The sequence below is a fragment of the Methylobacterium sp. 1030 genome (genome assembly GCF_040544715.1).
In the GTDB taxonomy this organism is placed as follows: domain Bacteria; phylum Pseudomonadota; class Alphaproteobacteria; order Rhizobiales; family Beijerinckiaceae; genus Methylobacterium.
This window is the reverse complement of the sequence record NZ_JBEPKM010000005.1, coordinates 160,388-185,771: the sequence shown is the minus strand read 5'-3', so window position 1 is coordinate 185,771 and position 25,384 is coordinate 160,388. Positions and strand designations below refer to the sequence as shown.

General features: G+C 70.7%; 27 protein-coding genes. 14 read left to right on the top strand and 13 right to left on the bottom strand.

Annotation, left to right across the window (positions count from 1 at the left end):
- Window position 1: 1 nt before the first annotated feature.
- The 4 genes from ABIC30_RS08920 to ABIC30_RS08905 are packed head-to-tail and all read right to left on the bottom strand — an operon-like array spanning window position 2 to window position 3,386.
- Window positions 2-1,564, bottom strand: a complete 1,563-nt coding sequence (locus tag ABIC30_RS08920; protein ID WP_020092080.1) for a DUF6513 domain-containing protein — start codon at window positions 1,562-1,564, stop codon at window positions 2-4.
- Window positions 1,561-2,136: an amino acid kinase family protein gene (locus tag ABIC30_RS08915; RefSeq protein WP_020092081.1), complete on the bottom strand. Its 576-nt coding sequence runs from the start codon at window positions 2,134-2,136 to the stop codon at window positions 1,561-1,563. The genes ABIC30_RS08920 and ABIC30_RS08915 overlap by 4 nt, the downstream gene beginning before the upstream one ends.
- On the bottom strand, window positions 2,133-2,834 hold the full coding sequence (locus ABIC30_RS08910) for a (5-formylfuran-3-yl)methyl phosphate synthase (protein WP_020092082.1): 702 nt from the start codon (window positions 2,832-2,834) through the stop codon (window positions 2,133-2,135). Before ABIC30_RS08910 ends, ABIC30_RS08915 begins: the two co-directional genes overlap by 4 nt.
- A 27-nt stretch (window positions 2,835-2,861) precedes the next feature.
- The gene (locus tag ABIC30_RS08905; protein ID WP_026604768.1) at window positions 2,862-3,386 is read right to left on the bottom strand and encodes a DUF3280 domain-containing protein; all 525 of its coding nucleotides are present in this window, start codon (window positions 3,384-3,386) and stop codon (window positions 2,862-2,864) included.
- A gap of 186 nt (window positions 3,387-3,572) precedes the next feature.
- Between ABIC30_RS08905 and ABIC30_RS08900 the strand changes: the two genes are divergently transcribed.
- The 9 genes from ABIC30_RS08900 to ABIC30_RS08860 all read left to right on the top strand — a co-directional run bounded on the left by ABIC30_RS08900 (window position 3,573) and on the right by ABIC30_RS08860 (window position 12,366).
- On the top strand, window positions 3,573-4,844 hold the full coding sequence (locus ABIC30_RS08900) for a lanthanide ABC transporter ABC transporter substrate-binding protein PedA1 (protein WP_042672901.1): 1,272 nt from the start codon (window positions 3,573-3,575) through the stop codon (window positions 4,842-4,844).
- A gap of 121 nt (window positions 4,845-4,965) precedes the next feature.
- Window positions 4,966-5,949 (top strand): YVTN family beta-propeller repeat protein, encoded by a 984-nt coding sequence (locus ABIC30_RS08895; RefSeq protein ID WP_020092085.1) that lies wholly within the window; start codon window positions 4,966-4,968, stop codon window positions 5,947-5,949.
- A gap of 67 nt (window positions 5,950-6,016) precedes the next feature.
- Window positions 6,017-6,451 (top strand): cupredoxin domain-containing protein, encoded by a 435-nt coding sequence (locus ABIC30_RS08890; protein WP_081636452.1) that lies wholly within the window; start codon window positions 6,017-6,019, stop codon window positions 6,449-6,451.
- Window positions 6,451-6,693 (top strand): hypothetical protein, encoded by a 243-nt coding sequence (locus ABIC30_RS08885; protein ID WP_020092087.1) that lies wholly within the window; start codon window positions 6,451-6,453, stop codon window positions 6,691-6,693. The genes ABIC30_RS08890 and ABIC30_RS08885 overlap by 1 nt, the downstream gene beginning before the upstream one ends.
- The gene (locus tag ABIC30_RS08880; protein WP_354454717.1) at window positions 6,690-7,439 is read left to right on the top strand and encodes a lanthanide ABC transporter ATP-binding protein PedB/LutE; all 750 of its coding nucleotides are present in this window, start codon (window positions 6,690-6,692) and stop codon (window positions 7,437-7,439) included. Before ABIC30_RS08885 ends, ABIC30_RS08880 begins: the two co-directional genes overlap by 4 nt.
- Window positions 7,436-8,329 (top strand): lanthanide ABC transporter permease protein PedC, encoded by an 894-nt coding sequence (locus ABIC30_RS08875; protein ID WP_020092089.1) that lies wholly within the window; start codon window positions 7,436-7,438, stop codon window positions 8,327-8,329. The genes ABIC30_RS08880 and ABIC30_RS08875 overlap by 4 nt, the downstream gene beginning before the upstream one ends.
- Window positions 8,330-8,342: 13 nt before the next feature.
- Window positions 8,343-8,981 (top strand): hypothetical protein, encoded by a 639-nt coding sequence (locus tag ABIC30_RS08870; RefSeq protein ID WP_020092090.1) that lies wholly within the window; start codon window positions 8,343-8,345, stop codon window positions 8,979-8,981.
- 247 nt (window positions 8,982-9,228) lie between these two features.
- Window positions 9,229-11,799: a TonB-dependent receptor gene (locus ABIC30_RS08865; RefSeq protein WP_020092091.1), complete on the top strand. Its 2,571-nt coding sequence runs from the start codon at window positions 9,229-9,231 to the stop codon at window positions 11,797-11,799.
- Between the two features lie 213 nt (window positions 11,800-12,012).
- Entirely contained in the window at window positions 12,013-12,366 is a 354-nt protein-coding gene (locus ABIC30_RS08860; protein WP_234082503.1) for a hypothetical protein, read from the top strand.
- A gap of 41 nt (window positions 12,367-12,407) precedes the next feature.
- Here the strand turns inward: ABIC30_RS08860 and ABIC30_RS08855 are convergent, their stop codons facing one another.
- The 4 genes from ABIC30_RS08855 to ABIC30_RS08840 form a co-directional block, all read right to left on the bottom strand.
- On the bottom strand, window positions 12,408-13,925 hold the full coding sequence (locus tag ABIC30_RS08855) for an undecaprenyl-phosphate glucose phosphotransferase (protein WP_234082505.1): 1,518 nt from the start codon (window positions 13,923-13,925) through the stop codon (window positions 12,408-12,410).
- A gap of 144 nt (window positions 13,926-14,069) precedes the next feature.
- On the bottom strand, window positions 14,070-15,269 hold the full coding sequence (locus ABIC30_RS08850; RefSeq protein ID WP_020092094.1) for a glycosyltransferase family 4 protein: 1,200 nt from the start codon (window positions 15,267-15,269) through the stop codon (window positions 14,070-14,072).
- Between the two features lie 141 nt (window positions 15,270-15,410).
- Complete coding sequence (gene trhA / locus ABIC30_RS08845; RefSeq protein ID WP_020092095.1) at window positions 15,411-16,094, bottom strand: PAQR family membrane homeostasis protein TrhA; 684 nt, start codon at window positions 16,092-16,094, stop codon at window positions 15,411-15,413.
- A gap of 150 nt (window positions 16,095-16,244) precedes the next feature.
- Entirely contained in the window at window positions 16,245-17,348 is a 1,104-nt protein-coding gene (locus ABIC30_RS08840) for a COX15/CtaA family protein (RefSeq protein WP_331299087.1), read from the bottom strand.
- Window positions 17,349-17,558: 210 nt separating this feature from the next.
- On the opposite strand from ABIC30_RS08840, the gene ABIC30_RS08835 reads away from it, so the two are divergent.
- Window positions 17,559-17,765, top strand: a complete 207-nt coding sequence (locus ABIC30_RS08835) for a DUF2842 domain-containing protein (RefSeq protein ID WP_012319661.1) — start codon at window positions 17,559-17,561, stop codon at window positions 17,763-17,765.
- A gap of 66 nt (window positions 17,766-17,831) precedes the next feature.
- Window positions 17,832-18,197, top strand: coding sequence for a hypothetical protein (locus tag ABIC30_RS08830; RefSeq protein WP_020092097.1), 366 nt, complete (start codon window positions 17,832-17,834; stop codon window positions 18,195-18,197).
- 24 nt (window positions 18,198-18,221) lie between these two features.
- Here ABIC30_RS08830 and aat read toward each other — a convergent pair whose 3' ends face one another.
- The 4 genes from aat to ABIC30_RS08810 all read right to left on the bottom strand — a co-directional run bounded on the left by aat (window position 18,222) and on the right by ABIC30_RS08810 (window position 21,857).
- Window positions 18,222-18,905, bottom strand: a complete 684-nt coding sequence (aat, locus tag ABIC30_RS08825; RefSeq protein ID WP_020092098.1) for a leucyl/phenylalanyl-tRNA--protein transferase — start codon at window positions 18,903-18,905, stop codon at window positions 18,222-18,224.
- Window positions 18,906-18,984: 79 nt separating this feature from the next.
- Window positions 18,985-20,337 (bottom strand): acetyl-CoA carboxylase biotin carboxylase subunit, encoded by a 1,353-nt coding sequence (gene accC, locus ABIC30_RS08820; RefSeq protein ID WP_020092099.1) that lies wholly within the window; start codon window positions 20,335-20,337, stop codon window positions 18,985-18,987.
- A gap of 104 nt (window positions 20,338-20,441) precedes the next feature.
- On the bottom strand, window positions 20,442-20,918 hold the full coding sequence (gene accB / locus ABIC30_RS08815) for an acetyl-CoA carboxylase biotin carboxyl carrier protein (protein ID WP_020092100.1): 477 nt from the start codon (window positions 20,916-20,918) through the stop codon (window positions 20,442-20,444).
- A 156-nt stretch (window positions 20,919-21,074) separates the two neighbouring features.
- Window positions 21,075-21,857 carry a DsbA family protein gene (locus ABIC30_RS08810; RefSeq protein ID WP_020092101.1) on the bottom strand — a complete coding sequence of 261 codons (783 nt, stop codon included), beginning with the start codon at window positions 21,855-21,857 and terminating at the stop codon, window positions 21,075-21,077.
- Window positions 21,858-22,040: 183 nt separating this feature from the next.
- Between ABIC30_RS08810 and ABIC30_RS08805 the strand changes: the two genes are divergently transcribed.
- Complete coding sequence (locus ABIC30_RS08805; protein ID WP_020092102.1) at window positions 22,041-23,195, top strand: pyridoxal phosphate-dependent aminotransferase; 1,155 nt, start codon at window positions 22,041-22,043, stop codon at window positions 23,193-23,195.
- Between the two features lie 4 nt (window positions 23,196-23,199).
- Here the strand turns inward: ABIC30_RS08805 and gph are convergent, their stop codons facing one another.
- On the bottom strand, window positions 23,200-23,892 hold the full coding sequence (gene gph / locus ABIC30_RS08800; RefSeq protein ID WP_020092103.1) for a phosphoglycolate phosphatase: 693 nt from the start codon (window positions 23,890-23,892) through the stop codon (window positions 23,200-23,202).
- A gap of 172 nt (window positions 23,893-24,064) precedes the next feature.
- Here gph and ABIC30_RS08795 point away from each other — a divergent pair, with 172 nt between their 5' ends.
- Both ABIC30_RS08795 and rpiA read left to right on the top strand, forming a co-directional pair.
- Complete coding sequence (locus ABIC30_RS08795) at window positions 24,065-24,529, top strand: hypothetical protein (protein WP_020092104.1); 465 nt, start codon at window positions 24,065-24,067, stop codon at window positions 24,527-24,529.
- A 129-nt stretch (window positions 24,530-24,658) separates the two neighbouring features.
- Window positions 24,659-25,372, top strand: a complete 714-nt coding sequence (gene rpiA, locus ABIC30_RS08790; protein WP_020092105.1) for a ribose-5-phosphate isomerase RpiA — start codon at window positions 24,659-24,661, stop codon at window positions 25,370-25,372.
- Window positions 25,373-25,384: the final 12 nt, after the last annotated feature.

The following is a 25,384-nucleotide window of genomic DNA, read 5'->3' as shown; positions in this document are numbered from 1 at the left end:
CTCACGCCTTGTCGGCGGGGACGAGGCGCCCGCAGACTAGCTTCGACGGCGGATCCTGCGGGCGCTCGGGCGCGACCGCGGCGCGCGCCGCGGCCTCCGGGACGGTCTCGGGCGGGCTCGCGCCGGCCTCGGGCCCGGCCAGGCGCGCGTCGCGGGTCCCGGGCGGGGGCGCGTCGGGTCCGGAATGGCGGGTGTGGCCGGCCTTCTTGAAGGCGGTGGCATCCTCGATGTCGGCGTCGGCCGCGCAGCCCCAGTCGAGGGCCTCGTCCTGAACGTAGCGCTTGCCGAGCCGCCACGCCGTCTCGGCCTTGGCGAGTTCGGCGCCGAGATAGAAGGCGTGGGCGCCGTCGCTCGCCACGTCGAGGTCGGGGAAGAAGGCCATCGCGTCGGTGCCGACCCTGTGGATGTCGCGGTTGTAGAGGTGGATCCCGTCCTCGGCGATCACGATCCGGTAATTTGGGTCACGCACCTCGGCGGCGGCCTGGGCGATCTCGTCGGCGGTCTGCACGAACGGGCGCTTGTCGTGAAGGGCGAGGAGCGCCCGGCCGTAGCCCTTCGGCAGCGCCGAATCGGCCTTGGCCGCGTACATGACCCGCCGGGCGGCGTCGTGCTCCTCGACGGTGCGGCGGGTGTGGTTGGAGACCTGCACGATCAGCACGTTGCGGATCGACAGCTCCGAGCACATCCCGACGAGCAGCGCCGTGACGCCCAGGGAATCGGCCTCGGTCAGCTCGGTGAGGTTGCCGGTGCCCATCATCATGTCGATCTCGGGCCAGCGGACGCGGGTGTCGCGGTAGCGCGCGATCGAGTCGACGAAGCCGTGGTGGATCGGCTCGAGGATCGGGTCGGCCAGGAACGGCCGCCCCGCCTTGAGCATGCGCTCGATCGCGCGATCGAGGGAGGGCAGGTCGTCCGGCCGCATCGGCACGAGGATCGGCATCGCGTCGGTCTCGAAGGCGAGATCGAGGGTCTCCTCGTTCAGGCTCAGCAGGAAGTCGGCGCCGGCGCCGGCGCCCCGGACCAGTTCCTCGCGGGAGAAGGAATCGACGCTGACCCTCAGGCCGGCGCCCTTCAGGGCCCGCACGGAATCCTCGAGGTGCGGGAACGAGGTATCGGGCAGACCGCCGAGATCGATGACGTCCGCGCCGCGCCCGGCGAGATCGAGCCCCTTGGCGAGGATCTGGTCGACGCTCATCTTCGACGCGTCTACGATCTCCGAGAAGATCCGGAGGTCGTGCCGGGACAGGTCGACCTTGCGGGCGGTCAGGCCGAGCCAGGCCGGCAGGTCGACCACCTCGTCGGGGCCGCGCTCCACGGGGACGCCGAAATGCGCCGCGAGGTGCTCGGGATTGGCCCGGCACCGGCCCGGCAGGACGATCCGCGTGGCGCCCTCGGGCAGCACGACCCGCCGGCGGATGATCTCCTCGGTCATCAGCGCCGCGACCTTCACGCCGGCATCCGCGATGCTCCAGTGGAGGGTCTGCGGGAGCCCCGCCGCGACCTTCTCGAGCCGCGCCCGGGCGAGGCGGCCGGTGACGAAGACGATGTGCTCGGCGGTGCTCACGCGGCGGCCCTCGTCTCGACCGCGACGCGGCGGTGCGGTCCCCAGACCTCGATCGTCCCCCCGAAACATGCCGCGAAGCCCGGGAAGGCGGCATCCACGATCCGGTCCCGCGCCAGCGCGGCGGGGTCGACGCCCGGCGGCGCATCGACGGATTTCACCAGGACGCAGCGCTCCGCCCCGACCCGCGCGGCGAGCCAGAGGGCGAGGCTGTCCGAGGTGACGTCCCAGGTCTCCGGGATGTCCGGGTGGCCGGCTCGGAGAGCGCGCGGGTTCCAGACCCGAATCCGCGCGGGCGCCGTCTCAGCCCAGGGCTCCAGGCTCTGCACGAGCCGCGGCTCGATCCCGCGGAAGATGCCGGCCGCGTCGCTCATGGCGTCGAGCGCCCGGCGATGGGCCTCGGCGTCGCCGAAGCGCTCCCGCGCCTGCGCGGCCCGGACGGCGTCCGCGAAGGCGCCGCCGCCCGGCACCACGATGCAGCGCCCGTGCGTGCCGTCGCCGATCGCTTCCAGCAGGGCGCGGCGGCGATGCGGATCCGCCTCGAGGCTGCCGCCGATCTTGATGACGCTCGTCACGCCGCGTCCTGCCGGCTCGGCCGCAGGGCGCGCAGGGCCTCGGCCACGCGCAGCGGATCGATGCCGTTGCGGCGGTCGAAGTCCCGGCACAGGCCGCCGCGGAAGCCGAGGTAATCCGGCCGATGCGCGCAGAGGCCGGGGATGTCGATGACCCGCAGCGACCCGGCGAGGCCGCTCATCAGGCCGTTCGCCCGGCAGGCGGTGGTGAAGGCCGAGAGGTCCGAGGGCGCGGCGAGGTCGGGCAGGCGGGCGCCGGTCTTGCCGGCGGTGTCGATCATGGCGCCGGCAAAGCCGGCCGCCGCCAGGGCGGGCACATGCGGGGCCGCCGGCCCGTCCTCGGCGAACAGCACGGCGATCAGCCGGCCCGGCGCGGCCGCGACGCGATCGGCCAGCGTCGCCGCGTCCCGGATCTCGGCAGGACGTAGACCGACCTTCACCCAGTCGACGCCGGTCCGGGCCAGGGCGGCGACGGATCCGGCCGCCGGATCGGCCACCGCGCTCGTCGCGGCACCGCCGGACACGCGGGCGACGATCTCCCGCACGACGTCCTCGTCCAGGGCGCCGAGCGCCCCGCGCTCCGGGTCCTTGGCGTCGATCAGGTCGGCGCCGGCGAGGCGGGCTGCCTCGGCCTCGGCCGGATCGCGAACGCTGACGAGGAGCCGGGGCAGGGGGTCTTGCTGGATGGTGGACGCGGGCACGAAACACTCGAACTTGAACGGGCCGTCTCAGGACTTCCCGGGCAGCGGCTCGGCGAGCAGGCGGTTCTTGACCACCCAACGCATCGCATGCGCCCAGGTATCGTCGGTGTCGGCCCGGATCGTCACCTGCCCGCCGCGCACCACCTTGCCGGTATCGGCTTCGGCGATCGCGACGCTCAGGTTGAAGATCTGGCCGGACCCCTTCTCCACATAACCGGTCACGACGAGGTCCGCACCCAGGCTCTTGGCGATGTCGGCCGCGCAGCCGTTGCATTTGTAGAGCGGCCCCTCCTTGGCCACGACGTCGGCCTTGGGCGCGGTATCGACGATCTCCAGACCGGCCTTGTCGCGCAGGGCGTTGCGCAACTCGTCGGTGACGAGGGCGAGCTTCCGGGCGTCCACCGGCCGCGTCCGGGATCCGTAGGCGGCACCGGGATCGAACAGCTCGACCGGGAAGACGGCGGCCTTCTCGGCGGCGCCGGCCGCACCGGGCAGGGTGGTCCACAGGACGACGCCGCAGGCGAGCGCGGCGCGGAGAGACGTGTGGCGCATCGGCGGGAGCTTCCTCTCGAGGCGTTCGACCGCCCGAGGCGGCGGCATCGTTCCCGCCATAGGTCGGGCGAAGGGACAATTTGGCAATGTACTTCCGCGCCCGCCTATCCCACGACGGTAACGTGAACGTCGGGACGAGACGCCGCGGTTGAGCGGCCTGAGCGGAAGCTGATAGAGGCCGCGCGCATGCACCATCCTGCACCCGACACGGCCCTCCGGCACAAGACGCGCCCGTCCTGGCTGCGCGCGGCCGCCGTCGCGCTCGCCATCGCCCCGGCGGCGGCGCGGGCCGAGGACCCGGCGCCGGCCGCGGCGGCGCAGCCGGCCCAGGCCGCCGCTCCGCAGGCGCTCGAGACCCATGTCGGCCTGATCTACCGGCCGCAGTCCGCCCCGTCCTCGTACGATGCCGAGGCGGCGCCGGAGGACGAGGGCCTGGCCGGCGCCAAGATGGGCATCGCCGACAACAACACCACCGGCCGCTTCACCAAGCAGACCTACGTCCTGGACGAAGTCGCCCTGACCGACGACAAGCCGGACGCCGTGGCGGCGGCCAAGGAGCTGATCGGCAAGGGCGTGCGCTACTTGGTCCTGGCGCTCCCCGCCGACGCGGTTCTGGCCGTGGCCGACGCCGTCAAGGACACGGGCGCGGTCGTGCTCAACGCGGGGGCGCCCGACGATCGTCTGCGCGGCGCCGAGTGCCGCGCCAACGTGTTCCACATCCTGCCGTCGCGGGCGATGCTCACCGACGCCCTGGCGCAGTACCTGACCGTGATGCGCTGGCGGAAGCTCTTCCTGATCGTCGGCCCGACCGACGCCGACAAGGCCTACGCCGACGCGATGCGCAACTCGGCGCGGAAGTTCGCGCTGAAGATCACCGCCGAGAAGCCCTGGACCTTCGGCCCCCTCGCCAAGGCGCGCGGCGACACGCCGACCCGCGCCGAGGCGATGGTCTTCACCCGGGGCCTCGACTACGACATGGCCATCGTGGCCGACGAGGAGGGCGACTGGGGCGACTACGTGCCCTACCGCACCGTCGATCCGCGCCCCGTCGGCGGCACGCAGGCGCTGACGCCGACGACCTGGTCCCCCGTGCTGGAGACCTGGGGCGCCGCGCAGGCCCAGAACCGGTTCCGGCGGCTCGCCTCCCGGCTGATGCGCCCGCTGGACTATCAGGTCTGGGCCGCGGTGCGGACGGTGGGCGAGGCCGTGACGGCCAAGAAGACCAACGACCCGGCCGTGATCGCCCCGTACCTCGTCGAGCCCGCCTTCACGCTGCCGGCCTACAAGGGCGTGCCGCTGAGCTTCCGGCCCTGGGACCACCAGCTCCGGCAGGCGATCATCGTGGTACAGCCGAAGGCGCTGGTCTCCGTCGCGCCGGAGCAGGGTTTCCTGCACCAGCGCACGCCCCTCGACACGCTGGGCGTCGACCTCCCCGAGACCACCTGCAAGTTCAAGTGAACCCGCGGCCTGCGGCGATGGCGAGCGGCCAAGGCCCTCGCAACGCGCGGAAATCGCACTACAAACGTCCCCCGAGAACGTCCGCCCAGGGCGCCGGGCCGTCGCAAGGGAAGGAAACCGTATGAGCCGCCGCGTCGAGGCATGTCTGAGTGGGGTCGCCCTCGGTGCGTGGTTCGCCCTGTGCGGGCCGGCCGCCGCCTTCACCGCCTACGTGACGAACGAGAAGGGCAACTCGGTCAGCGTCATCGACACCAACACGATGGCGGTGACGGCGACGTGGAAGGTCGGGCGGCGCCCGCGCGGTGTGACCGTCTCCAAGGATGGCAAGGAGCTGTTCGTCTGCGCGAGCGACGACGACCGGATCGACGTGCTCGACACCAGTTCCGGAAAGGTGGTGCGCTCGCTGCGCTCCGGGCCGGATCCGGAGCAGTTCATCCTCGACGCCTCCGGGAACCCGCTCTACGTGGCCAACGAGGACGACAGCCAGGTCACGATCATCGACATCGAGAAGAACAAGGTGCTCGCCGAGGTACCGGTGGGCGTCGAGCCGGAGGGCATGGGCCTGTCGCCGGACGGGAAGATCCTCGTCAACACCTCCGAGACGACCAACATGGCCCACTTCATCGATACGAAGACATTCCAGGTCATCGACAACGTGCTGGTCGACGCCCGGCCGCGCTTCGCCGAGTTCACCGCCGACGGCAAGTTCCTGTGGGTCTCGGCGGAGGTCGGCGGCACGGTGAGCGTGATCGACGTCGCCCAGCGCCGCGTGATCAGGAAGATCACCTTCAAGATCCCGGGCGTGAACGACGAGGCGATCCAGCCGGTGGGCATCCGGATCACCAAGGACGGATCCAAGGCCTTCGTGGCCCTCGGGCCGGCGAACCGCGTCGCCGTGATCGACGCCAAGACCTACGCGGTCGAGAAGTATCTGCCGGTCGGCCAGCGGGTCTGGCAGCTCGCCTTCACGCCTGACCAGAAGCAGCTCTTCACCACGAACGGCACCTCTAACGACGTCTCGGTGATCGACGTGGCCGCCGAGAAGGTGGTGAAGAGCATCCCGGTCGGGCTCCTGCCTTGGGGCGTGGCGATCTCGCCGAACTGATCCGCGCGACCTCCGGGCGCCGAGCGAGGACGGCCGCGCGCGACGCGGCCCTAGGGTGGAACACGACATGACACGCATGTTTCGAACGGCGGCCCTCGGCTTGGCAGGGCTGCTCGCCGCGGCACCGGCCAGTGCCCTCGACCTGACCAAGAAGCGGGAGAACCTGCCCGACCTCGTCCTGGGCGACGATCAGGGCAACGACTTCGTGGTCGAGAACAAGGACATCACGCTGGAATCCGGCAAGGCCTACCGGCTACGGATCGTCGCCAAGGGGCGCCAGGAATACAAATTCTACGCGCCGGAGTTCTTCCGCTACATCTGGTTCAACCAGATCGTGATCGAGCACAAGGAGATCCACGGCGGCGGCCCACCCGATCACCTGGAGTTCGACGATCCCGGTGAGATCGCCATCGAGTTCGTCGCGATCAAGCCCGGCACCTACACGTGGTCGGTGCACGGCCTGGAGTCCAAGGGCATGACCGGCACGCTGACGGTGAAGTGATGCGCATCCTCCTCCTCTCCGCCTGCCTCCTCGCCGCCGGCCCGGCCCTCGCGGCCGACGACGCCTCGTCCTGCGCCGAGGGCATCACGATGATCCGCGACGCCCTCGCCCTGAACCCGCCCGAGACGGCGGTGCCGAAGCTCAGGGAGGCCCTGCGGGTGGCCGAGCGGGAGCAGAAGGAGGGCGAGTTCGACGAGTGCCTCGACGCCGTCTCCGACGCCCGGAAGGTCCTGGGCCGATGAGCGCGACCGAGCCGGCGGCCCTCCTGATCGAGCATGTCGGCCACAAGTTCGGCGCCCGCGCCGCGCTGAACGACGTCTCGATCACGGTGGAGCGTGGCCACTTCGCCGCGCTGCTGGGGCCGAACGGCGCCGGCAAGACGACGCTGTTCTCGGTTATCACCCGGCTCTACAACAACCAGACCGGGCGGGTTTCGATCTTCGGCCACGCCCTGGATCGCGAGCCGTCCCGGGCGCTGGCGCGGCTCGGCGTCGTGTTCCAGGCCCGCACCCTCGACACCGATCTCACCGTCGAGCAGAATCTCCTCTACCACGCGAGCCTGCACGGCATCGCCCGCGGCGCCGCCAAGGTCCGTGTGGGCGAGCTGCTCGACCGCGTCGGACTCGCGGACCGCCGCCACGACAAGGTGCGCACACTCTCGGGCGGCCAGTCGCGCCGGATCGAGATCGCCCGCTCGCTGATCCACCGCCCGGACCTGCTGCTCCTCGACGAGCCCACCGTCGGCCTCGACCTCGAGTCGCGGGCCGACATCGTGGCGATCGTCCGCGCCCTGGTGCGGGAGGAGGGCTTGTCGGTGCTCTGGGCGACCCACATCTTCGAGGAGATCGCGGACGACGACGACGCCGTGGTGCTGCACTGGGGCCGGATCGTCGCCCGGGGCCGGGCCGGCGGGATCGGCAGGCCCGGCGAGGCCCTCGCCGACGCGTTCCGCCGCTTGGTCGCCGAGCCGGGGAGGGCGGCGGCATGACGAACCCGACGCCCCTCGCCACCCGGATCGGCACCGCCCCGCCGCGCGGCCAGGCCGCGCGGATCGGCCGCCTCGATGCGGTCGGCTACCTGATCTGCCTCGGCGGCATCGTCCGCCGCGAGCTGCTGCGATTCTTCAATCAGAAGGAGCGGTTCTTCTCGGCGCTGGTCCGGCCGCTGGTCTGGCTGTTCATCTTCGCGGCCGGCTTCCGCAACACACTCGGCGTGTCCATCGAGCCGCCCTACCAGACCTACGTGCTCTACGAGGTCTACGTGGTGCCGGGCCTCGCCGTGATGATCCAGCTGTTCAACGGCATGCAATCGTCGCTGTCCATGGTCTACGACCGCGAGGTCGGCTCGATGAAGGTGCTGCTCACCTCGCCCTATCCGCGGTGGCTGCTCCTGCTCGCCAAGCTGATCGCCGGCGTCGCCGTGTCGATCGTGCAGGCCTACGCGTTCCTGGCCGTGGCGTATTTCTGGGAGAGCGACATCCCGTGGCTGGGCTACCTCGCGGCCCTGCCGGCCTTCCTGGCCACGGGGCTGATGCTGGGGGCGATCGGGCTGTTCCTGTCCTCGCTGGTCCGCCAGCTCGAGAACTTCGCCAGCGTGATGAACTTCGTGATCTTCCCGATGTTCTTCGCCTCGTCGGCCCTCTACCCCCTGTGGCGGATCCGGGAATCCTCCGAGACCCTCTACTGGATCTGCGAGCTGAACCCGTTCAGCCACGCGGTCCAGCTCGTCCGCTACGCCCTCTACCTCCAGTTCGAGCCGGTCGCCTGCGCCGTGGTGCTGGGCGTGGGGCTCGCCTTCTTCGGCATGGCGGTGGTCGCCTACGACCCCGGCCGCGGCATCATGGCCCGGCGCGGCGGCCCGGCCGGCGACAACACCTGATGGAGTCCGCCCAATGAACGTCCTCCTGACCCGCATCGTCGGCCCGGCGCTCGGGCTCGTGATCCTCGCCGGTCCAGCCCTGGCGCAGCCGAAACAGGATCCGGATTGGCCCTGCGTCCAGCGCAAGGTCGCCACACTCAGTCCCGGCCAGTTCTGGACCGGCCCCGACGTGGAGGCCGCCGGCGACTGGGGCAGCGACAACGACGCCGCCGTCCTGGCGCAGAAGATCGCGTCGCGCCGCACCGACCTCTCGCAGGTCGGCCCGCTCCTCGACACGTTCGCGGAGAAGTTCGGCTCCGACAAGGACGCGAAGGACAAGGCCCTGACCCGCGTCTACTCTGGCGTGTTCGAGGTGCTGAACGGCGAGCGCAACAAGGTGGTCGGCGGCATCGCGCGCTACGCGCAGGGCCAGCGCCGTATGGCCGAGCGGATCCGCGACGAGGCCGACAAGATCAGTCAGGTGAAGGACGCGCCGAGCGCCTCCGACGCCACGGAACTCCCGAAAGACCAGTCCGAGCTGGAGACGAAGTTCGCCTGGGATCGCCGGATCTTTCAGGAGCGGAGCCAGTCGCTGACCTATGTCTGCGAGGTTCCGCAGCTGCTCGAGCAGCGGCTCGGCGAGATCGCGCGCCTGATTCAGGCACGGCTCTGACCACGCGCCGGCGATCATTGCCAAACTATCCCGGGTAGATTGCCGAAATATCCTTAAGTGGCTGAAATCTTTACCGAAACTGTTGCTGTTTAACCACGTGGCGGCGGCTTCGCTCGGCGCAGGCCGGAAATGAGGCCGAAACGCGTCTCACGTGTTCTTGAACCAATTGTGCGCGTTCCCGGCACCCTCCAAGAAAGACCCAAGCTCGGCAGTCACGAGCACGTGTTTGGGTTTGAGGGGGTTGGGGATGTCACTTCGGGCGCTTCGGAGCGGCCTGGTCGCGTCGGCATCGGTTCTCGCCGGGACGGTTCTCCCGGCGGCGGTGCAGGCTCAGCAATCGGTCACGCTCGGCGAGATCAGCGTCGTCTCGACGTCGCCGGTCGGGTCCGGCGGCGGAAATTCGAGCCAGGCGCAGATCTTCAACGGTCCCGGACCGGTGCCGCCGGCCGGCTCCCTGGGACCGAGCACCGGCGTGCGGCTGCGCGGCTCCGAGCAGCCGCTCTACAAGATCCCCAGCACCGTCGAATCGGTCACGGCGAGCGATATCACGATCGATCGCGCCAGCGACAACCTGACCACGACGCTGGCCCGGCGCACGCCCGGCATCAACGTCTCCGACTCGCAGGGCAACAACAACCGCGTCGACATCACCTACCGCGGCTTCACGGCCTCGCCCGTGCAGGGCGTGCCGCAGGGCCTCGCCGTGTATCAGAATGGCGTGCGCATCAACGAGGCCTTCGGCGACATCGTCAACTTCGACCTGATCCCGCCGCAGGCGATCCAGCGCATCGACGTGGTCACCGGCAACCCGGTCTTCGGCCTCAACGCGCTCGGAGGCGCGGTCAACATCCAGATGAAGAACGGCTTCACCTGGCAGGGCACCGAGATCTCGGCCTGGGGCGGCTCGGACGCGCGCACCGCCGGCTATCTCGAGTACGGTAAGGTCTCCGGCCCGTGGAGCGTCTACTTCACCGGCGACGGCCTGAACGACCGCGGCTGGCGCTACGAGAGCCCGAGCACGATCGGCCGCCTCTACGGTGACATCGGCTACCGCTCGCAGGATGCGGAGTTCCACCTGATCGGGCTCGCCGCCCGCAGCTTCTTCGGCGCGGCCGCGGCCACGCCGGTGGACTTCACCCACCGCGACCCGCGGGCGATCTTCACCTTCCCGCAGACCACCACCACCGAGGTCGGCACGCTCCAGCTGACCGGCCGGGTCGACATCTCGCCGACCTGGGATCTCGCCGGCAACGCCTATTTCCGCCGCTTCAGCCAGACCTACGTCGACGGCAACGACGGCAACTTCGAGAACTGCAGCACGCGCTCCAGCTTCCGCGGCAACCTCTGCTTCGAGGATGACGGGTTCAGCCCGGCGGCCGGACAGTCGCAGCTCGCCTTCCGCAACCAGTTCCTGATCCTGGGGCAGCAGAACCAGCGCATCCCGTTCCGGGCGGGCATCCCGTACGGCACGCTTGACACGACCCGAACGGAAGCCACCGGCTTCGGCGGCTCGCTCCAGGCCGCCAATCGCGACCGGATCTTCGGCCTGTCCAACACCTTCGTGGTCGGCGGCAGCATCGACGCGGCCAATTACGGCTTCAAGTCGTCCAGCACGCTCGGCGTCATCAACCCGGATCTGTCGATCACGACCAACCCGAGCAACCCGTTCTACGGCAACGTCCCGGGCCTCGGCACGCCGCAGCTGCGGACCGCCGGCGCGCTCGGCATCGCGCCGAGCTCGGTCAACGGCTCCAACCTCTACATGGGCCTCTACACCCTCGACACGCTCGACGTGACCGACCGGCTGTCGCTGACCGCCGGCGCCCGGCTCAACTTCGCGCGCATCCAGAGCGAGGACCTGACCGGCTTCTCGCCGGACGTAACCGGCACGCACTACTTCAACAAGATCAACCCGGTCGCCGGCCTGACCTACCGGTTCTTCGACGCGCTGAACCTCTACGGCAGCTACTCGGAGTCGAACCGCGCCCCGACCCCGCTGGAGCTGGCCTGCGCCAACCCGGACCGGCCGTGCCTGCTGCCGAACTCGCTGGTGGCCGACCCACCGCTCAAGCAGGTCACCGGGCGGACCTACGAGGTCGGCTTCCGCGGCCAGCTGCCGAACACCTATGACGGCGGCATCATCACCTACAAGATCGGCGCCTTCCGCACCGATCTCGCCAACGACATCCTGTCGCTGGCCACCCCCGGCAACACCGCCCGCGCCTACTTCGTCAACGTGCCGTCGACGCAGCGGCAGGGCATCGAGGTCGGCGGCGAGTACACGGCCGATTACCTGCGGGTCTACGCCAACTACGCGCTGGTCGACGCGACCTTCCAGTTCAACGGCACCCTGTCGTCGCCCAACAACCCGCTCGCGGATGACGGCGCGATCCAGGTCCGCAAGGGCAACGTCGTGCCGCTGGTGCCGACCCACCAGATCAAGGCCGGGTTCGACTACTTCGTCACGCCCAACTGGCAGTTCGGCCTCTACCTCCAGGCCTTCTCCTCGTCCTACTTCCGCGGCGACGAGTCGAACCTGAACCGCAAGCTGCCGCCCTACTACGTTCTGAACTTCCAGACGAAGTATCAGGTGACGAAGAACCTCGAGGTCTTCGGCCTCATCACCAACCTGACCAACAACCGCTACACCACGTTCGGCACCTACGCCGAGCCGGGCGCGGTGGCGGGCAACCTGCGGATCAGCGATCCGCGGACCACGACCCTGGCGCAGCCCTTCTCGGTCTACGCCGGCATCCGCTACGCCTTCGGCGCCGATCCGGTGCCGATGTCGCCGGAGCCGATCATCCGGAAGTACTGATCCGTCAGCGGCGTCGAGAGGCGGGCGCCTCCCGCGGCCAGAAGGCCGCGCGGGGCGCCCGTCGCGTTTCCGCACTACCGCATGCGGCCTCCTGTCTCGGGAACGGGCCCGTTCGCCCGGCGTCTCCCCGGTAGCCGCACCGGCGCATTACCGTCCGCTCATGCATGAGGGGTCGGCGCCGGCCGCATCCCGACACCGTGGAGCCTCGTCCCGATGATCATGCGTTTCGCCGTTGCAGCCCTGGCCCTGGCGGCCGCTACGCCAGCCCTGGCGACCCCGTGCGCCGACGAGGTCGACACGCTGCAGCGGCGGCTGGACAGCGCCGGCGCGGCCTCGGTGACCGGCACGACGCCGCCCGGCGGCACCACGTCCTCGAACTCGCCCAAGGCGCTCGACACGCCGCCAGCGCTCACCAAGTCGGACGCCGCCGTGAAGCCCACCGCCGCGGGCGTCGAGGAAGCCAAGAAGCTGGTCGCGCTGGCGCGCCAGCAGGACAAGGGCGGCGACGCCCAGGGCTGCCGCGACACGATCCTGAAGGCCAAGGAGAAGGCCGGCGCGCTGCCGTAGCGCGCTTCCGGCCGGCACCGCTCCGGTGCCGGCCCTTCCGCTCAGTAGGCGTTCTCGGTCTTGAACAGCGCGAACGGCGTGGTCAGCAAGATCTGCAGATCGAGCAGCACCGACCAGTTCTCAATGTAGTAGAGGTCGTGCTCGACGCGCCGCTGCAGCTTCTCTGAGGTGTCGGTCTCGCCACGCCAGCCGTTGACCTGCGCCCATCCGGTGATGCCGGGCTTGACCTTGTGGCGCGCGAAGTACCCGTCGACCACTTGGTCGTAGAGCGTGTTGGCGGCTTTGGCCTGCAACGCGTGCGGGCGCGGGCCGACCAGCGACAGGTCGCCCTTGAGCACGTTGAACAGCTGCGGCAGCTCGTCGAGCGAGGTCTTCCGGATGAAGCGCCCGACCGGCGTGACCCGGGGATCGCCCCGTGTCACCATCTTGGCCGCGCCGGCGTCGCACTGATCCACGTACATCGAGCGGAACTTGTAGACCTCGATCAGCTCGTTGTTGAACCCGTGGCGCTTCTGCCGGAACAGCACCGGCCCGCGCGATGTCAGCCGGACCGCGAGGGCGATGACCAGCATGAGCGGCGATAGCGCCAGCAGCATCATCAGGCCGACGCAGCGGTCGAACAGCGCCTTCACCACGACGTCCCAGTCGGCGATCGGACGGTCGAACACATCCAGCACCGGGACGGAGCCCAGATACGAGTAGCTGCGCGGGCGCAGGCGCAGCTTTGCGGCGTGCGCCGAGAGGCGGATGTCGATCGGCAGGACCCAGAGCTTGGCGAGCATCTGGAGGATCCGGGCCTCCGCGGTGATCGGGATCGTGAAGACGATCAGGTCGAGCCGGGCGTGTCGCGCGTAGGCGACGAGGTCGTCGACGTTGCCGAGCTTCGGGTGCCCCGCCACCACGTCCGAAGAGCGATCGGCATTGCGGTCGTCGAACACCCCGACGATGCGGATGCCGCTCTCGCTCTGCGTCTCCAGGGCGGCGATCAGGTCCTCCGCGGGCTGCCCGCCGCCCACGATCGCGGTGCGCCGGTCGAACCGTCCTGCCCGGGTCTGGGCATCGATGATGCGGAACAGGACGAAGCGGCCGACCAGCAGCATCACGAGGCCGGTGCCGAAGAAGGTCGCGAGCCAGAGGCGCGAGTAGTGGTCGGCGACCTTGGCCAGCACGAGGCCGGCGGCGACCATCAAGAATGTCATCGACCACGCCGCGATCAGCCGGACGGCGGTCTTGAAGAAGCTCCGGAAGGCAGCGACCCGGTAGCCGCCGGACGCCTGGATCAGCGTCACCGTGATCACCGCGATCATGCCGATCGCGCCCGCGTAGGTCAGTCCGAACGGGACGCGGCCGCGGAGCATCAGCACGTGCAGCAATGCGCCCAAGCCGAAGATGAGCGCGCATTCCAGCCCGCGCACCAGACCGGCCACCACGACGGGCGAGATCGCCGTCGGGCCGGGGACGGCGGTCTCGGCGAGGGGCACGCTGCCCGCGGCCGGGGTCGAGGACGCCTCCATCGGGACGGCGGCCTCGAGAAGATCGCGAATGTCGAACGCGCTCATCGATCGGCTCCCCCCGAGCCTTGCGGTCGCTGCCTCGGCGAAACCCTGGCACGGGGCGTTGTGGGAACATTTAAGAGCGCGGGCGCCGCCGCCTTTTCCACCGCGGCGCACAGGCCCCCGTTCCTCTTGCTGCTGGTCTCGTCGTCAGGCGGTCCGGGCCCCGGCGATCGCGCGCGGTGCGGGATCGCGGCGCTCCGCGCGGGCCTCGAAGGCCGCGGCGTAGCCGGAGATCACCTCGCTGCCCATGCGTTCCAGGGAGAAGCGCTGCCGGATCGAGGCGCTCAGACTCTGCGTCCGCTCGGCCAGGGCCTCCGGCGCGGCGTCGAGGACCCGTCGGATCCCCTCCACGAGCGCCGCCGGGTCGCGCGACGGCACGAGGTCGCGCGCGGCCGCGCCGAAGATCTCCGGGATTCCGCCGACCCGAGTGGCGACCAGGGGCTGCGCCGCCGCGGCAGCTTCCAGCACGACGTAGGGCAGCGACTCCGCGAGCGACGGGACAACGAGGATCCGCCCGCGGGCGAGCACGGAGCGGATCGCCTGCGGCGGCTCGAACGCCACCGCGTCGGCGAGGCCGAGCCGCGCCACGGTGTCGCGAAGGATCTCGGCATCCGGTCCCGACCCAACGAGGAGCAGGCGCAGCGCCCGGCCCTCGGCCCGCAGCCGGACGAGGGCCTCGAGCAGGTAGGGCAGGCCCTTGGCCTCCCGCAGCTCGCCGACGTAGAGCAGGTCGAAGGGCTCGGCGACGCGGTCCAGCGGCGCGAACTCGGCCTCGGCGATGCCGTTGTGCACGATCCGCGTCACCCGCTCGGGACCGCCGACGAAGCTCCGATGGCGGCCGGCGACGTACTCGCTCTCGAACAGGAACGCGTCGGTGCGGCGGGCGAGCACCGCCTCGGCACCCATGTAGAGGCGGTGCAGCGGGCTGCCCGGCCGGTAATTGTAGCTGCCGCCGTGCGGCGTGTAGGCGCGGATCGCCGGACCTGCCGCGGCGAGCCGGGCATAGGCGCCGCCCTTGGCGCCGTGTCCGTGCAGGACCTCCGCGCCGACCTCCGCGGCCCTCTGCGCCACGGCCCGGAGGCAGGACCAGTCCGACGGATGCGGATTGCGGCGCATCGGCAGCCGGACAAGGCCGAGGTCCAGGCAGGGCACCAGGTCCGCCAGGGCGCCCGCAGCGCGGTCGCCGCCGGTGCTGGAATCACAGATGAGACCGACATGGTGCCCCGCGGCCGCCTGGAGGCGAGCGAGATCCATCACGTGCCGAAACAAGCCGCCCACCGGCGCGCGGAACACGTGCAGGATCCGGTAACGCTGAGCGATGCCAGAGTCGTTCGTCTTCGGGACCACGGTCCAGCTCCCGGGAATATCAGTCCCTAGGTTGTGGTTCACCCGTGGTCGCAGGAAACTTAAAGCAGGTCGCCGCGTCTCGACCTTTCCATCAGGACGGTAACCGGAATTTTACGCGCACGATCGCAATCGATCCCAACGCTAAGTCATCGGCGAGCCGTTCAGGCTGGCCCAGATCGTCCCGTAGTGGCAGGCCGTGGCGGCGAGGACGAAGCCGTGCCAGATCGCGTTCTGGAAGGGCAGGGTCCGCCAGATGTGGAACACGACGCCGATCGAATAGAGCGCTCCGCCCATTCCCAAGAGCCACAGGGCGGTCGGCTGAAGCGCCGCGATCACTGATTCGTAGGCGAACAACCCGCTCCAGCCGAGCAACAGGTAGAGCCCGATCGACAGGCGGTCGAACCGGCCCGGCAGAAACAGCTTCACGGCGATCCCGATGAGGGCCACGACCCAGATCATCGCCAGGAGCGCGTAGGCCCGCGGGCCCGACCCGACGAGGGCCACCAGCGGCGTGTAGGTCCCGGCGATCATCAGGTAGATCAGCGCGTGATCGGCGCGGCGCAGGAGCCATTTGCGCGGGCTCACAGGGTAGAGATTGTAGACGGCCGAGACGCCGAGCATCAGGACGAGGGCCGTGGCGTACACGACAACGGCCGCACGTTCGCCGAGCCCGAGATGCGCCGTGACCGCGGTCGCCACCAGGGCAACGGCACCGGCGAGGCCGAGCACCACGCCGAGACCGTGGATCACGCCATCCGCCATGATCTCCCGCGGCGTGTAGTGCCAGGTCAGGGAGAGCGGTCGACCATCCTCCGCGAGAGACATCTTGAAGCCTCCTGCAACGCGTGCAGCTTAAAGCTTGAGAAGTCTTAGTCGTTCCATGTGCAGATTGCTGATGGGGAGTTATCCCAAGGTTCCACTGAAAGCGGTAAAAGTCTCGTGCGGCGCAGCAAGGCCGCTGCACCGCACGAGAGCCTAGATGCGGCCGGCGGCGAGCCCCTCGAAGCCCAGCGGCGGCTCGGCGGCTGCGGGCTCGACCAAGCCGGATCCCCGGCCGAGGCGGGCATGGACGGTGGCCATCGTGAGCACCGCCATGGCGAGCACCTGATGCGCGAGCGCCGCCCAGAGGGGCACGGCGAGGAGCAGCGTCGCGATCCCAAGCGCCATCTGGGCGAGGACGAGGATGACGACCCCCGTGGCCCGCCCGGCCGCGCTCTTCGGGCCGGTGAGCCAGGCGTCGACGGCGTGCAGCACCGCCACGACGAAGACGAGGTAGGCCGTCACCCGGTGGTCGAACTGAACCAAGGCGTGGTTGTCGATGAAATTCTCGATCCACGGCCGGATCGCGAACAGGCTGTCCAACGGAGGGACGAGATGGCCGTCCATGGTCGGCCATGTGTTGTAGACGAGGCCGGCATGCGAGCCGGCGACGAGGCCACCGAGGAAGATCTGCACCAGGACCAGGATCGGCAGCAGCAGGGCGGTCGCCCGCAGGCGCGCCGGGGCGGGCGCCAGGACGCCGGGGCGCTGGCCCGCGGCCAGCCAGACCAGCCCGGCCAGGATCAGGCTCGCGGTGGTGAGGTGCAGGGCGAGCTTGAGCGGCGCCACGGCCGTCATGCCGGGCTGGAGGCCCGAGGCGACCATGATCCAGCCGATGGCGCCCTGGAGGCCGCCGAGCGCGCCTAGACCGAGCAGGCCGAGGCCGAGCCGCCGGCTGATCCGGCCCTGCCACCAGAACACGATTAGCGGCAGGAAGAACACGAGGCCGATCACCCGGCCGAGCAGGCGATGGCCCCATTCCCAGCCGTACAGCACCTTGAAGGCGGACAATCCCATCCCCTGGTTGAGGATGTTGTATTGCGGCGTGTCCCTGTACTTGGCGAACTCGGCCGCCCAGTCTGCCTCCGTCAGCGGCGGGATCGCGCCCGTGACGGGGCGCCACTCGGTGATCGACAGGCCGGACCCGGTCAGCCGCGTCGCACCGCCGACCGCCACCATGGCGACCACCAGGGCCGCGACCACGTAGAGCCAGGTTCGCACCGCCCCCGACCGCCGGTCGCCCGCGCCGCTCATGTCCATGCACGTCCCTTCCGCGGATGCCGGGATGCCCCCCGCAGTGCCCGGGTTAGGGGATGTCCGGTCGCCCATCAACGGCGCCGGCGCCGCAGCCCGCGTCAGCGGGCGCGTTGCCAACCGGGTTCCGGGAAGGTAGCCGTCGCCCGTCCGAGCCCGCGGCGCCGCCCGCGGGACCAGGAGCACAGTCCGAAGGCACGGTCCAGGAACACAGCAATGCGCCGCCGCACCCGGACCCTGATCGGCACTCTCGCCATCCTGGTCTTCGTCTGCCTCTACGGGCCGCTGGCGATGACCCTGGCCGATAGCCGCATCTCGGAGACGCCGGCGGCGGTGCAGGCGGTGATCTACTCGATCCTCGGCATCGCGTGGATCTTCCCACTGATGCCGCTGATCCGGTGGATGGAGCGACCCGATCGCTGAGGCCAACCCTCGATTTCGCCGCACTCGGGGATCACAAGCCTGCCGTCGCCGCTCGAGACCCCCTCCGTGCACCGCCCGACTCTCTGCCTCAAGCCGCTGGCCGCTCTCGTCGTGCTGCTCGCGCCCCTGCCGGCCCTGGCGCAGGGGACACCGCGCTCCATCGGTGAATGCGAGCGTCTCAAGAACGACCTCGCCTACAACCAGTGTCTCGCGATGTTCGGACCGGCGGCCAAGAACGTCGCCGGGGGCTACGCCTCGGCCGATACGGCGGTCGCCATGGCGGCAACGCCCGCGGCGGCCATGGCCGAGCCGATCCCGCAGGTGGAGGAGACGGTCGAGGCCAGCACCAGCCGGCGTCGACGCTACCGGTCCGTGCGCGGCCGTCAATACGCCTCGTTCTCGACCGGCTATCGCCACCGGCGTCGGCGCTAGCGGCCACCGGCCCGCGTCACTGCACTAACGGCGATCCGGAGCTTCGAGCGCCTCGAGGACCCGCGTACCCGGAACCGAACCGTCGCCGGGCCAGACGTTCCAGTCGGCGACCTGATCGAGGGCCTCGGCAAGGCGGCGCTTGTAGACGTGGCGCGGCACCTCCTCGGCACCGAACTGCGACAGGTGGTCGGTGACGAATTGGGTATCGGCGAGCCGGTAGCGCCCGGCGCGCAGGCGGGCCATCAGGTGGACGAGGGCGACCTTCGAGGCGTCGCGGACCTCGTGGAACATGCTCTCGCCGAAGAAGGCCGCCCCCAGCGAGACGCCGTACAGGCCGCCGACGAGCCGGCCGTCCGCGCCCGCGTAGACCTCGACCGTGTGGACGTGGCCGATGTCGAACAGGGCGCCGTAGAGCTCGCGGATCCGCCCGTTGATCCAGGTGCGCTCGCTGTCCCGCCGGGGCGCAGCGCAGCCGTCGATCACCCCGTCGAAATCGGTGTCGCAGCGGACCACGAACTGGTCGGACCGCACCGTCCGGGCGAGGCGCCGGGGAACGCGGAACGTGTCGAGGGGCAGAACGCCGCGCGCCTTGGGTTCGACCCAGTAGAGCGTGGGATCGTCGGCATCCTCCGCCATCGGGAAGATGCCCGCCGCGTAGGCCTTCAGCAGGATCTCAGGGGTGATGTCCACGCGGGCGGTGTCGTGCATGCCGTGAATGTCGCGCGCGGACGGCGCGAAGACCAGATCCCGCGCGCGCCGCGCTCGCCGCAGCCCCGCCCAGGTCCGGTCAGGCTTTCATGCCGCCGTCTTCCAGGAAATGCTCCAGCCAGTGAATGTCGTAAAGGCCGTTTTGCACGTCCGGGTTGCGGACCAGCGTCCGGAACAGCGGCAGCGTCGTGTCGATCCCGTCGATGACGAACTCGTCCAGGGCGCGCCGCAGGCGCATCAGGCACTCGTTGCGGGTCCGGCCGTGGACGATCAGCTTGCCGATCAGCGAATCGTAGTTCGGCGGGATGCGATAGCCCTGGAACGCGGCCGAATCGACCCGGACGCCGAGGCCGCCGGGCGTGTGGTAGTGGGTGATCTCGCCGGGCGACGGCCGGAAGGTCTCCGGGTGCTCGGCGTTGATCCGGCACTCGATGGCGTGGCCCTCGACCTTGATGTCCGCCTGGCTCACCGACAGCGGGCCGCCCGAGGCGACCTGGATCTGCTCGATGACGAGGTCGATCCCGGTGATCATCTCGGTGACCGGATGCTCGACCTGGATGCGGGTGTTCATCTCGATGAAGTAGAAGCGTCCGTCCTCGTAGAGGAACTCGATGGTTCCGGCGCCGAGGTAGCCGAGCTCCTTCATGGCGTTGGCGCAGATGCCGCCGATCTCGGCGCGCATCGACTCGTTGAGGGCCGGCGAGCCGCCTTCCTCCCAGACCTTCTGGTGTCGGCGCTGGAGGGAGCAGTCGCGCTCGGCGAGGTGCACGGCGCCGCCGCGGCCGTCGCCGAGCACCTGCACCTCGATGTGCCGGGGCTTCTCCAGGTATTTCTCGAGATAGACCGCGTCGTCGCCGAAGGCGGCCTTGGCCTCGGACTTGGCCATGCCGATCGCCTGCTCGAGGTCGGCCTCGGAGCGCGCGACCTTCATGCCGCGGCCGCCGCCGCCAGCCGCCGCCTTGACGAGCACCGGGTAGCCGATCCCGGCAGCCACGCGCTTGGCCGTGTCGATGTCGTCGACGCCACCCTCGGAGCCCGGCACGCACGGGATGCCGAGCTTCAGCGCCGTGCGCTTGGCCTCGATCTTGTCGCCCATGGTGCGGATGTGCTGCGCCTTGGGTCCGATGAAGCCGATCTGGTGATGGGCCAGAACCTCGGCGAAGCGGGCATTCTCCGACAGGAAGCCGTAGCCGGGATGCACGGCATCGGCCCCGGTGATCTCGCAGGCCGCGATGATCGACGGGATGTTGAGGTAGCTGTCGCGGGCGGCCGGTGGCCCGATGCAGACGCTCTCGTCGGCGAGGCGCACGTGCATCGCGTCCGCGTCGGCGGTGGAGTGGACCGCCACGGTAGCGATCCCGAGCTCCTTCGCCGCCCGCAGGATGCGCAGGGCGATCTCGCCGCGGTTCGCGATCAGGATCTTGTCGAACATCGGACCCGTTAGGGCGTCCTGGCGATCCCGGACCGCGCAGGATGCTCTATCCTCTCGTGTTGCGGCGTCGTCCGGGACTGGGCGGCGGGCGCCCGGCGGACGTCCTAGGTGATGACGAGCAGGGCCTCGCCGAACTCGACCGGCTGACCGTCCTCGACGAAGATGGCGCTGATCGTGCCGGCGCGGGGCGCCACGATCTCGTTGAAGGTCTTCATCGCCTCGATCAGCAGCAGCTTGTCGCCGACCGCGACCGTCGAGCCGACATCCACGAAGGCCTTGGCGTCGGGCGAGGGGCGGAGATAGGCGGTCCCGACCATCGGCGAGGGCACGGTGCCGGGCTGCGCGCGGGCCGGCTCGGCCGGGGCGAGGGGAGACGACGCGGCGGGCGCGGAAACCGGAGGCGGGGCGACGGCCGCGAGCGGCGCGGGCGCCGCGACCTGCACGCTCACGGGCTCGAGCCGCCGCGCCACGCGGATGCGCAGGTCGCCCTTCTCGACCTCGATCTCGGACAGGCCGGTCTCGGTCACGAGGTTGGCGAGCTCGCGCACGAGCTCGGGATCGATGGCGTCGTTCTTTGGCATCCGGCCTACTTCGTCTCGCGGCACGTCGGTGCGTACATCCGGGCTCGGCCCTGGACCCCACCGCGGCCCTGCGGCTGGCGGCTCTTAGACGAAGGCGCCCCGGCGCGACAAGGCTGCGCGGACCGCCTTCGGGGTTCCTCGGCCCGATCCGTCAGCTCAGCAGGAGGCGTGGCCGCACTGGCGCACGTCGGCGATGGTCTTGCGCATCGGCTCGACGCCGACGGCGCCCGGGATCACCTCGTCGCCGATGATGAAAGCCGGCGTGCCCGACAGGCCCAGGCGGTCGCCGAGGCCGCGGTTCTCGCTGAGCGCGGCCTTCACCTCGGGGGAGGCCATGTCCTTCTGCAGCTTGGCCGTGTCGACGCCCATGTCCTTGGCGACCTGGATCGCGCGGGCGCCGTTCACCCGGCCCTTGGTCTCCAGAAGCTTCTGATGAAACTCGAACAGCTTGTCGCCCTTCAGCTGCTGGCGCACCGCGACGGCGACCTGGCTGGCCTCCAGCGATTCCGGGCCGAGGACCGGGAAGTCCTTGATGACCACCCGCAGCTTCGGGTCGGATTTGATCAGCGCCTGGATGTCGCCCAGGGCCTTGCGGCAGTAGCCGCAATTGTAATCGAAGAACTCGACCAGCGTGACGTCGCCCGACGGGTTGCCGGCAACGACGTCGTGGGGACCGTTGTGGAGAGCCTCGCGCGACTCCTTGAGGGCGGCGGCCTGGGCCAGGCGCTGCGTCTCGGCCTGCTGCTTCTCGGCCTCGGCGAGGGCCTCCTGGAGCACCTCGGGATGCTTGATCAGGTAGTCCTTGACGATCGCCTCGATGCCGGCGCGCTGCGCGTCGGTGAACGGCGCGGCGGGGGGCGTCGCGGTCTGCGCGAGGGCCGGGACGGCGACGAGGCCGAGCGCCAGGACCAGCGCGGGCAGGGGGCGGATGAAGGGCATAGATCCTCGCTTGCGCGGCGGGGCGGCCCGCGCGTGGCGCGAGCGGTAGGGGCTGGGTTAGGCGTTTTCGCGGCGTCCGGTCAATTCCCGCGGCGAGGGCGGCGTGCGCCGCCGGCTTGAGGCGGGAAGGGGGAGCGTCTAACCCCCGGAGGCTCCAGCGTCGTCCGGCTCAGAGCAGACCCCATGATCCCGATCTCCCGGCGCGCCGCCGCCGTCCAGCCGTTCCTCGCGATGGATGTCATGGCCGCCGCCGCCGCCAAGGCGCGGGCCGGCAGCGACGTGGTGCGGATGGAGGTCGGCCAGCCGTCGGCGCCGGCGCCCCGGGCGGTCATCGCGGCCGCGCAGGGGGCGCTCGCGACCGGCCGCGTGCCCTACACCGAGGCCCTGGGCCTGCCGTCCCTGCGCGCCCGCATCGCCCGGGACTACGCGGAGCGGCACGGCGTCGCGGTGAGCCCGGAGCACGTGGTGATCACCACCGGATCCTCGGCCGGCTTCATCCTCGCCTTCATGAGCCTGTTCGACTCCGGCGCCCGGGTCGCCGTCCCGCAGCCCGGCTATCCCGCCTATCGCAGCATCCTGGCCGCCCTCGACCTCGTGCCGGCGCCGATGGTGCTGCGCGCCGAGGACCGCTTCGCGCCGACCGCCGCCCTGCTGCGCGAGACCCACGCCCGCGCGCCAGTCTCCGGGGCACTGGTGATGAGCCCGGCGAACCCCTCCGGCACAGTCATTACGGAGGGCGCCCTGCAGGATCTCTGCGCGGCGGCGCGCGGCCTCGGCCTGCCGCTGATCTCCGACGAGATCTATCACGGCCTCAGCTACGGCGAGCCCACCGTCACGGCCCTGCGCTTCGACCCCGACGCGGTCGTGATCAACTCGTTCTCGAAGTACCACTGCATGACCGGCTGGCGCGTCGGCTGGATGGTCGTGCCGGAGGCGCTGGTCCGCCCGATCGAGCGGCTGGCCCAGAACCTCTACATCTCGGCGCCGTACCTGTCGCAGGTCGGCGCCCTGGCGGCCTTCGATGCGACGGACGAACTCGACGCCGTTCGCGACGGCTACGCACGCAACCGCGCGATCCTCCTGGACGCGCTGCCGGCCCTCGGCCTCGGCCGCGTCCACCCGGCCGACGGCGCCTTCTACCTCTACGCGGACGTCTCGAACCTCACCAACGACGCCTCGGACTTCTGCCGGCGCATGCTCGACGAGGCGCACGTCGCGGCGACGCCGGGCCTCGATTTCGATCCGGACGTGGGCAACCATCACGTCCGCTTCTCCTTCGCGGGCTCGGAGACCGAGTGCCGCGAGGCGGCGCGGCGCCTGAAGGCGTGGCTGCGCTGACAGGTCAGGCCACCGGCACGAGCGCGCCGACCGCCTCGACCAGCTCCGAGAAGTGCTCGATCACCCGGTCGGGCCCGAGCTCGGCGACCGGGCGGTCGGTGTAGCCGAAGGTGACCGCCACCACCGGGATCCCGGCGGCCTTGGCGGTGTCGATGTCGGTGCGGGAATCGCCCACCATCACGGCGCGGGCCGGATCGCCGTCGGCGCGGGCGATGGTGCCGGTCAGGTGGCGGGGGTCGGGCTTCGACTGCGGGAAGGTGTCCCGACCGCAGATCGCCGCGAAGCGGTGGCCGATGCCGAGGAGGCGCAGCAGCTCGACCGACTGCCCCTCGTACTTGTTGGTGCAGACCGCGAGCCGGAAACCCGCCGCCTCGAGGGCGTCGAGCGCCTCGACGACGCCCGGGAAGAGGTGGGACGTGTCGGCGAGGTGCGCCCCGTAATGGGCAATGAAGGCGTCGAACAGCCGGTCGTGGTCCTCCGGCGAGAGTGGCCGGCCCTCGGCCTCGAAACCCCGCCGGATCAGCGCCCGGGCGCCGGCGCCGATCAGCCCGCGCGCCTGCGAGAGGGGCAGCTCGGCCAATCCCTCGCGCTTCATCAGCACGTTGAGGGTGCCGATAAGGTCGCCCGCGGTCTCAGCGAGCGTCCCGTCCAGGTCGAAAACGGCGATCGGGGGCTTGCGCGTCGATTCGGTAGACATGCCTGGGCGGTTCCGTGCTCGGCGGGATCTCGAACGGCGTCGCTATCGGGGCCGGGCACCCGGGGCAAGCCGACTGGCGCAGCACGGCGGATGCGCGGATCGTCTCACCGGGCGCCCCAGACTCGCCCGAAAGCGCAGCGAAAGGCAGCGCGTACCAGCCCCGGGACCCGCGATGAAACTCTTCCTGCCCCTCCTGGCCGCCTGCGCCGCGCTGCAAGCCCTGCCGGCGGCGGCGACCTCCTTCGAGTTCGTGCCCGCCCCGCAGACCGACCTGAACCGGATGTACCGAGTCGACAAGGTGACCGGCGAGGTGACCTCTTGCCAGTACGGCCTCCAGGAATCGGCGGGCGGCATCGGCCAGACGGTCTGCTTCGGATCGGGAGAGGGCGCCGGGCCGCAGACCCCGTCCGAATACGGGCTGGTGGCGAGCCGGCATACCCGCGAGGCCGGCGTCTTCCGGGTGAACTACCGCACCGGCGAGATGAGCATCTGTTTCGTGCTGGTGAAGAAGGAGCAGGTCGTCTGCACCCAGCAGGGCAAGCCGGGCGCCGAGGGCGCGTCCGACGCGCCGCTGACCGGTCCGGCCCCGGGTCGCGCGGGCGCCAGCGCCACCCCGACACAGGGCGGCCGTCCGTGACGCGGCCGTGCGGGCGGGGCGTTCCGGTCGGCCCGGTCCCGTGCTAGGGGCCGCCCGACGCCCACGGAAAGACCGGCTGCCCATGACCCGCGCTCCCTCGCTCCCCCTCGCCGACCGGGCCGTGTCCCGGTGAGTGGGCCGGACCTGCGGCGGGCCGCGGCCGCCCGCGCCCTCGACCTCGTCGAACCGGGCATGCGGCTCGGCCTCGGCACGGGCTCCACGGCGGCGGCCTTCGTGGCGCTCCTCGGCGAGCGCGTCCGCGCCGGCCTCGACATCGTCGGCGTCCCGACCTCCGAGGCCACGCGCGCGCAGGCCGAGGGCCTGGGCATCCGCCTCGCGACCCTGGACGAGCAGCCCGAGCTCGACCTGACCATCGACGGCGCCGACGAGGTCGACGACCGGCTGCGCCTGATCAAGGGCGGCGGCGCGGCACTCCTGCGCGAGAAGATCGTCGCCTGCGCGAGCCATCGCATGGTGGTGATCGCCGACGCGGCCAAGCACGTGGCGCGGCTGGGCGCCTTCCCGCTCCCGATCGAGGTCAATCCCTTCGGCCTCAAGGCCACGCACCGGGCCGTCGAGGCCGCAATCGCCGGGACCGGCTGCTCCGGCGAGGTCCGGCTGCGCGCCCTGACGGATGGCAAGCCCCTGGTCACCGACGGAGGCCATTACATCCTCGACGCGCGCCTCGGAGCGATTCCTGATCCGGAGGCCCTCGGCGCCGCCCTCTGGGCCGTGCCGGGCGTCGTCGAGCACGGTCTGTTCCTCGGCATCGCCGACGCCGCGATCCTGGCGGCGGCGCGGGACGGGCAGGCCGAGGTCACCGTTCTCGGCAGCCTCACCTGAGGCGCCGCCCTC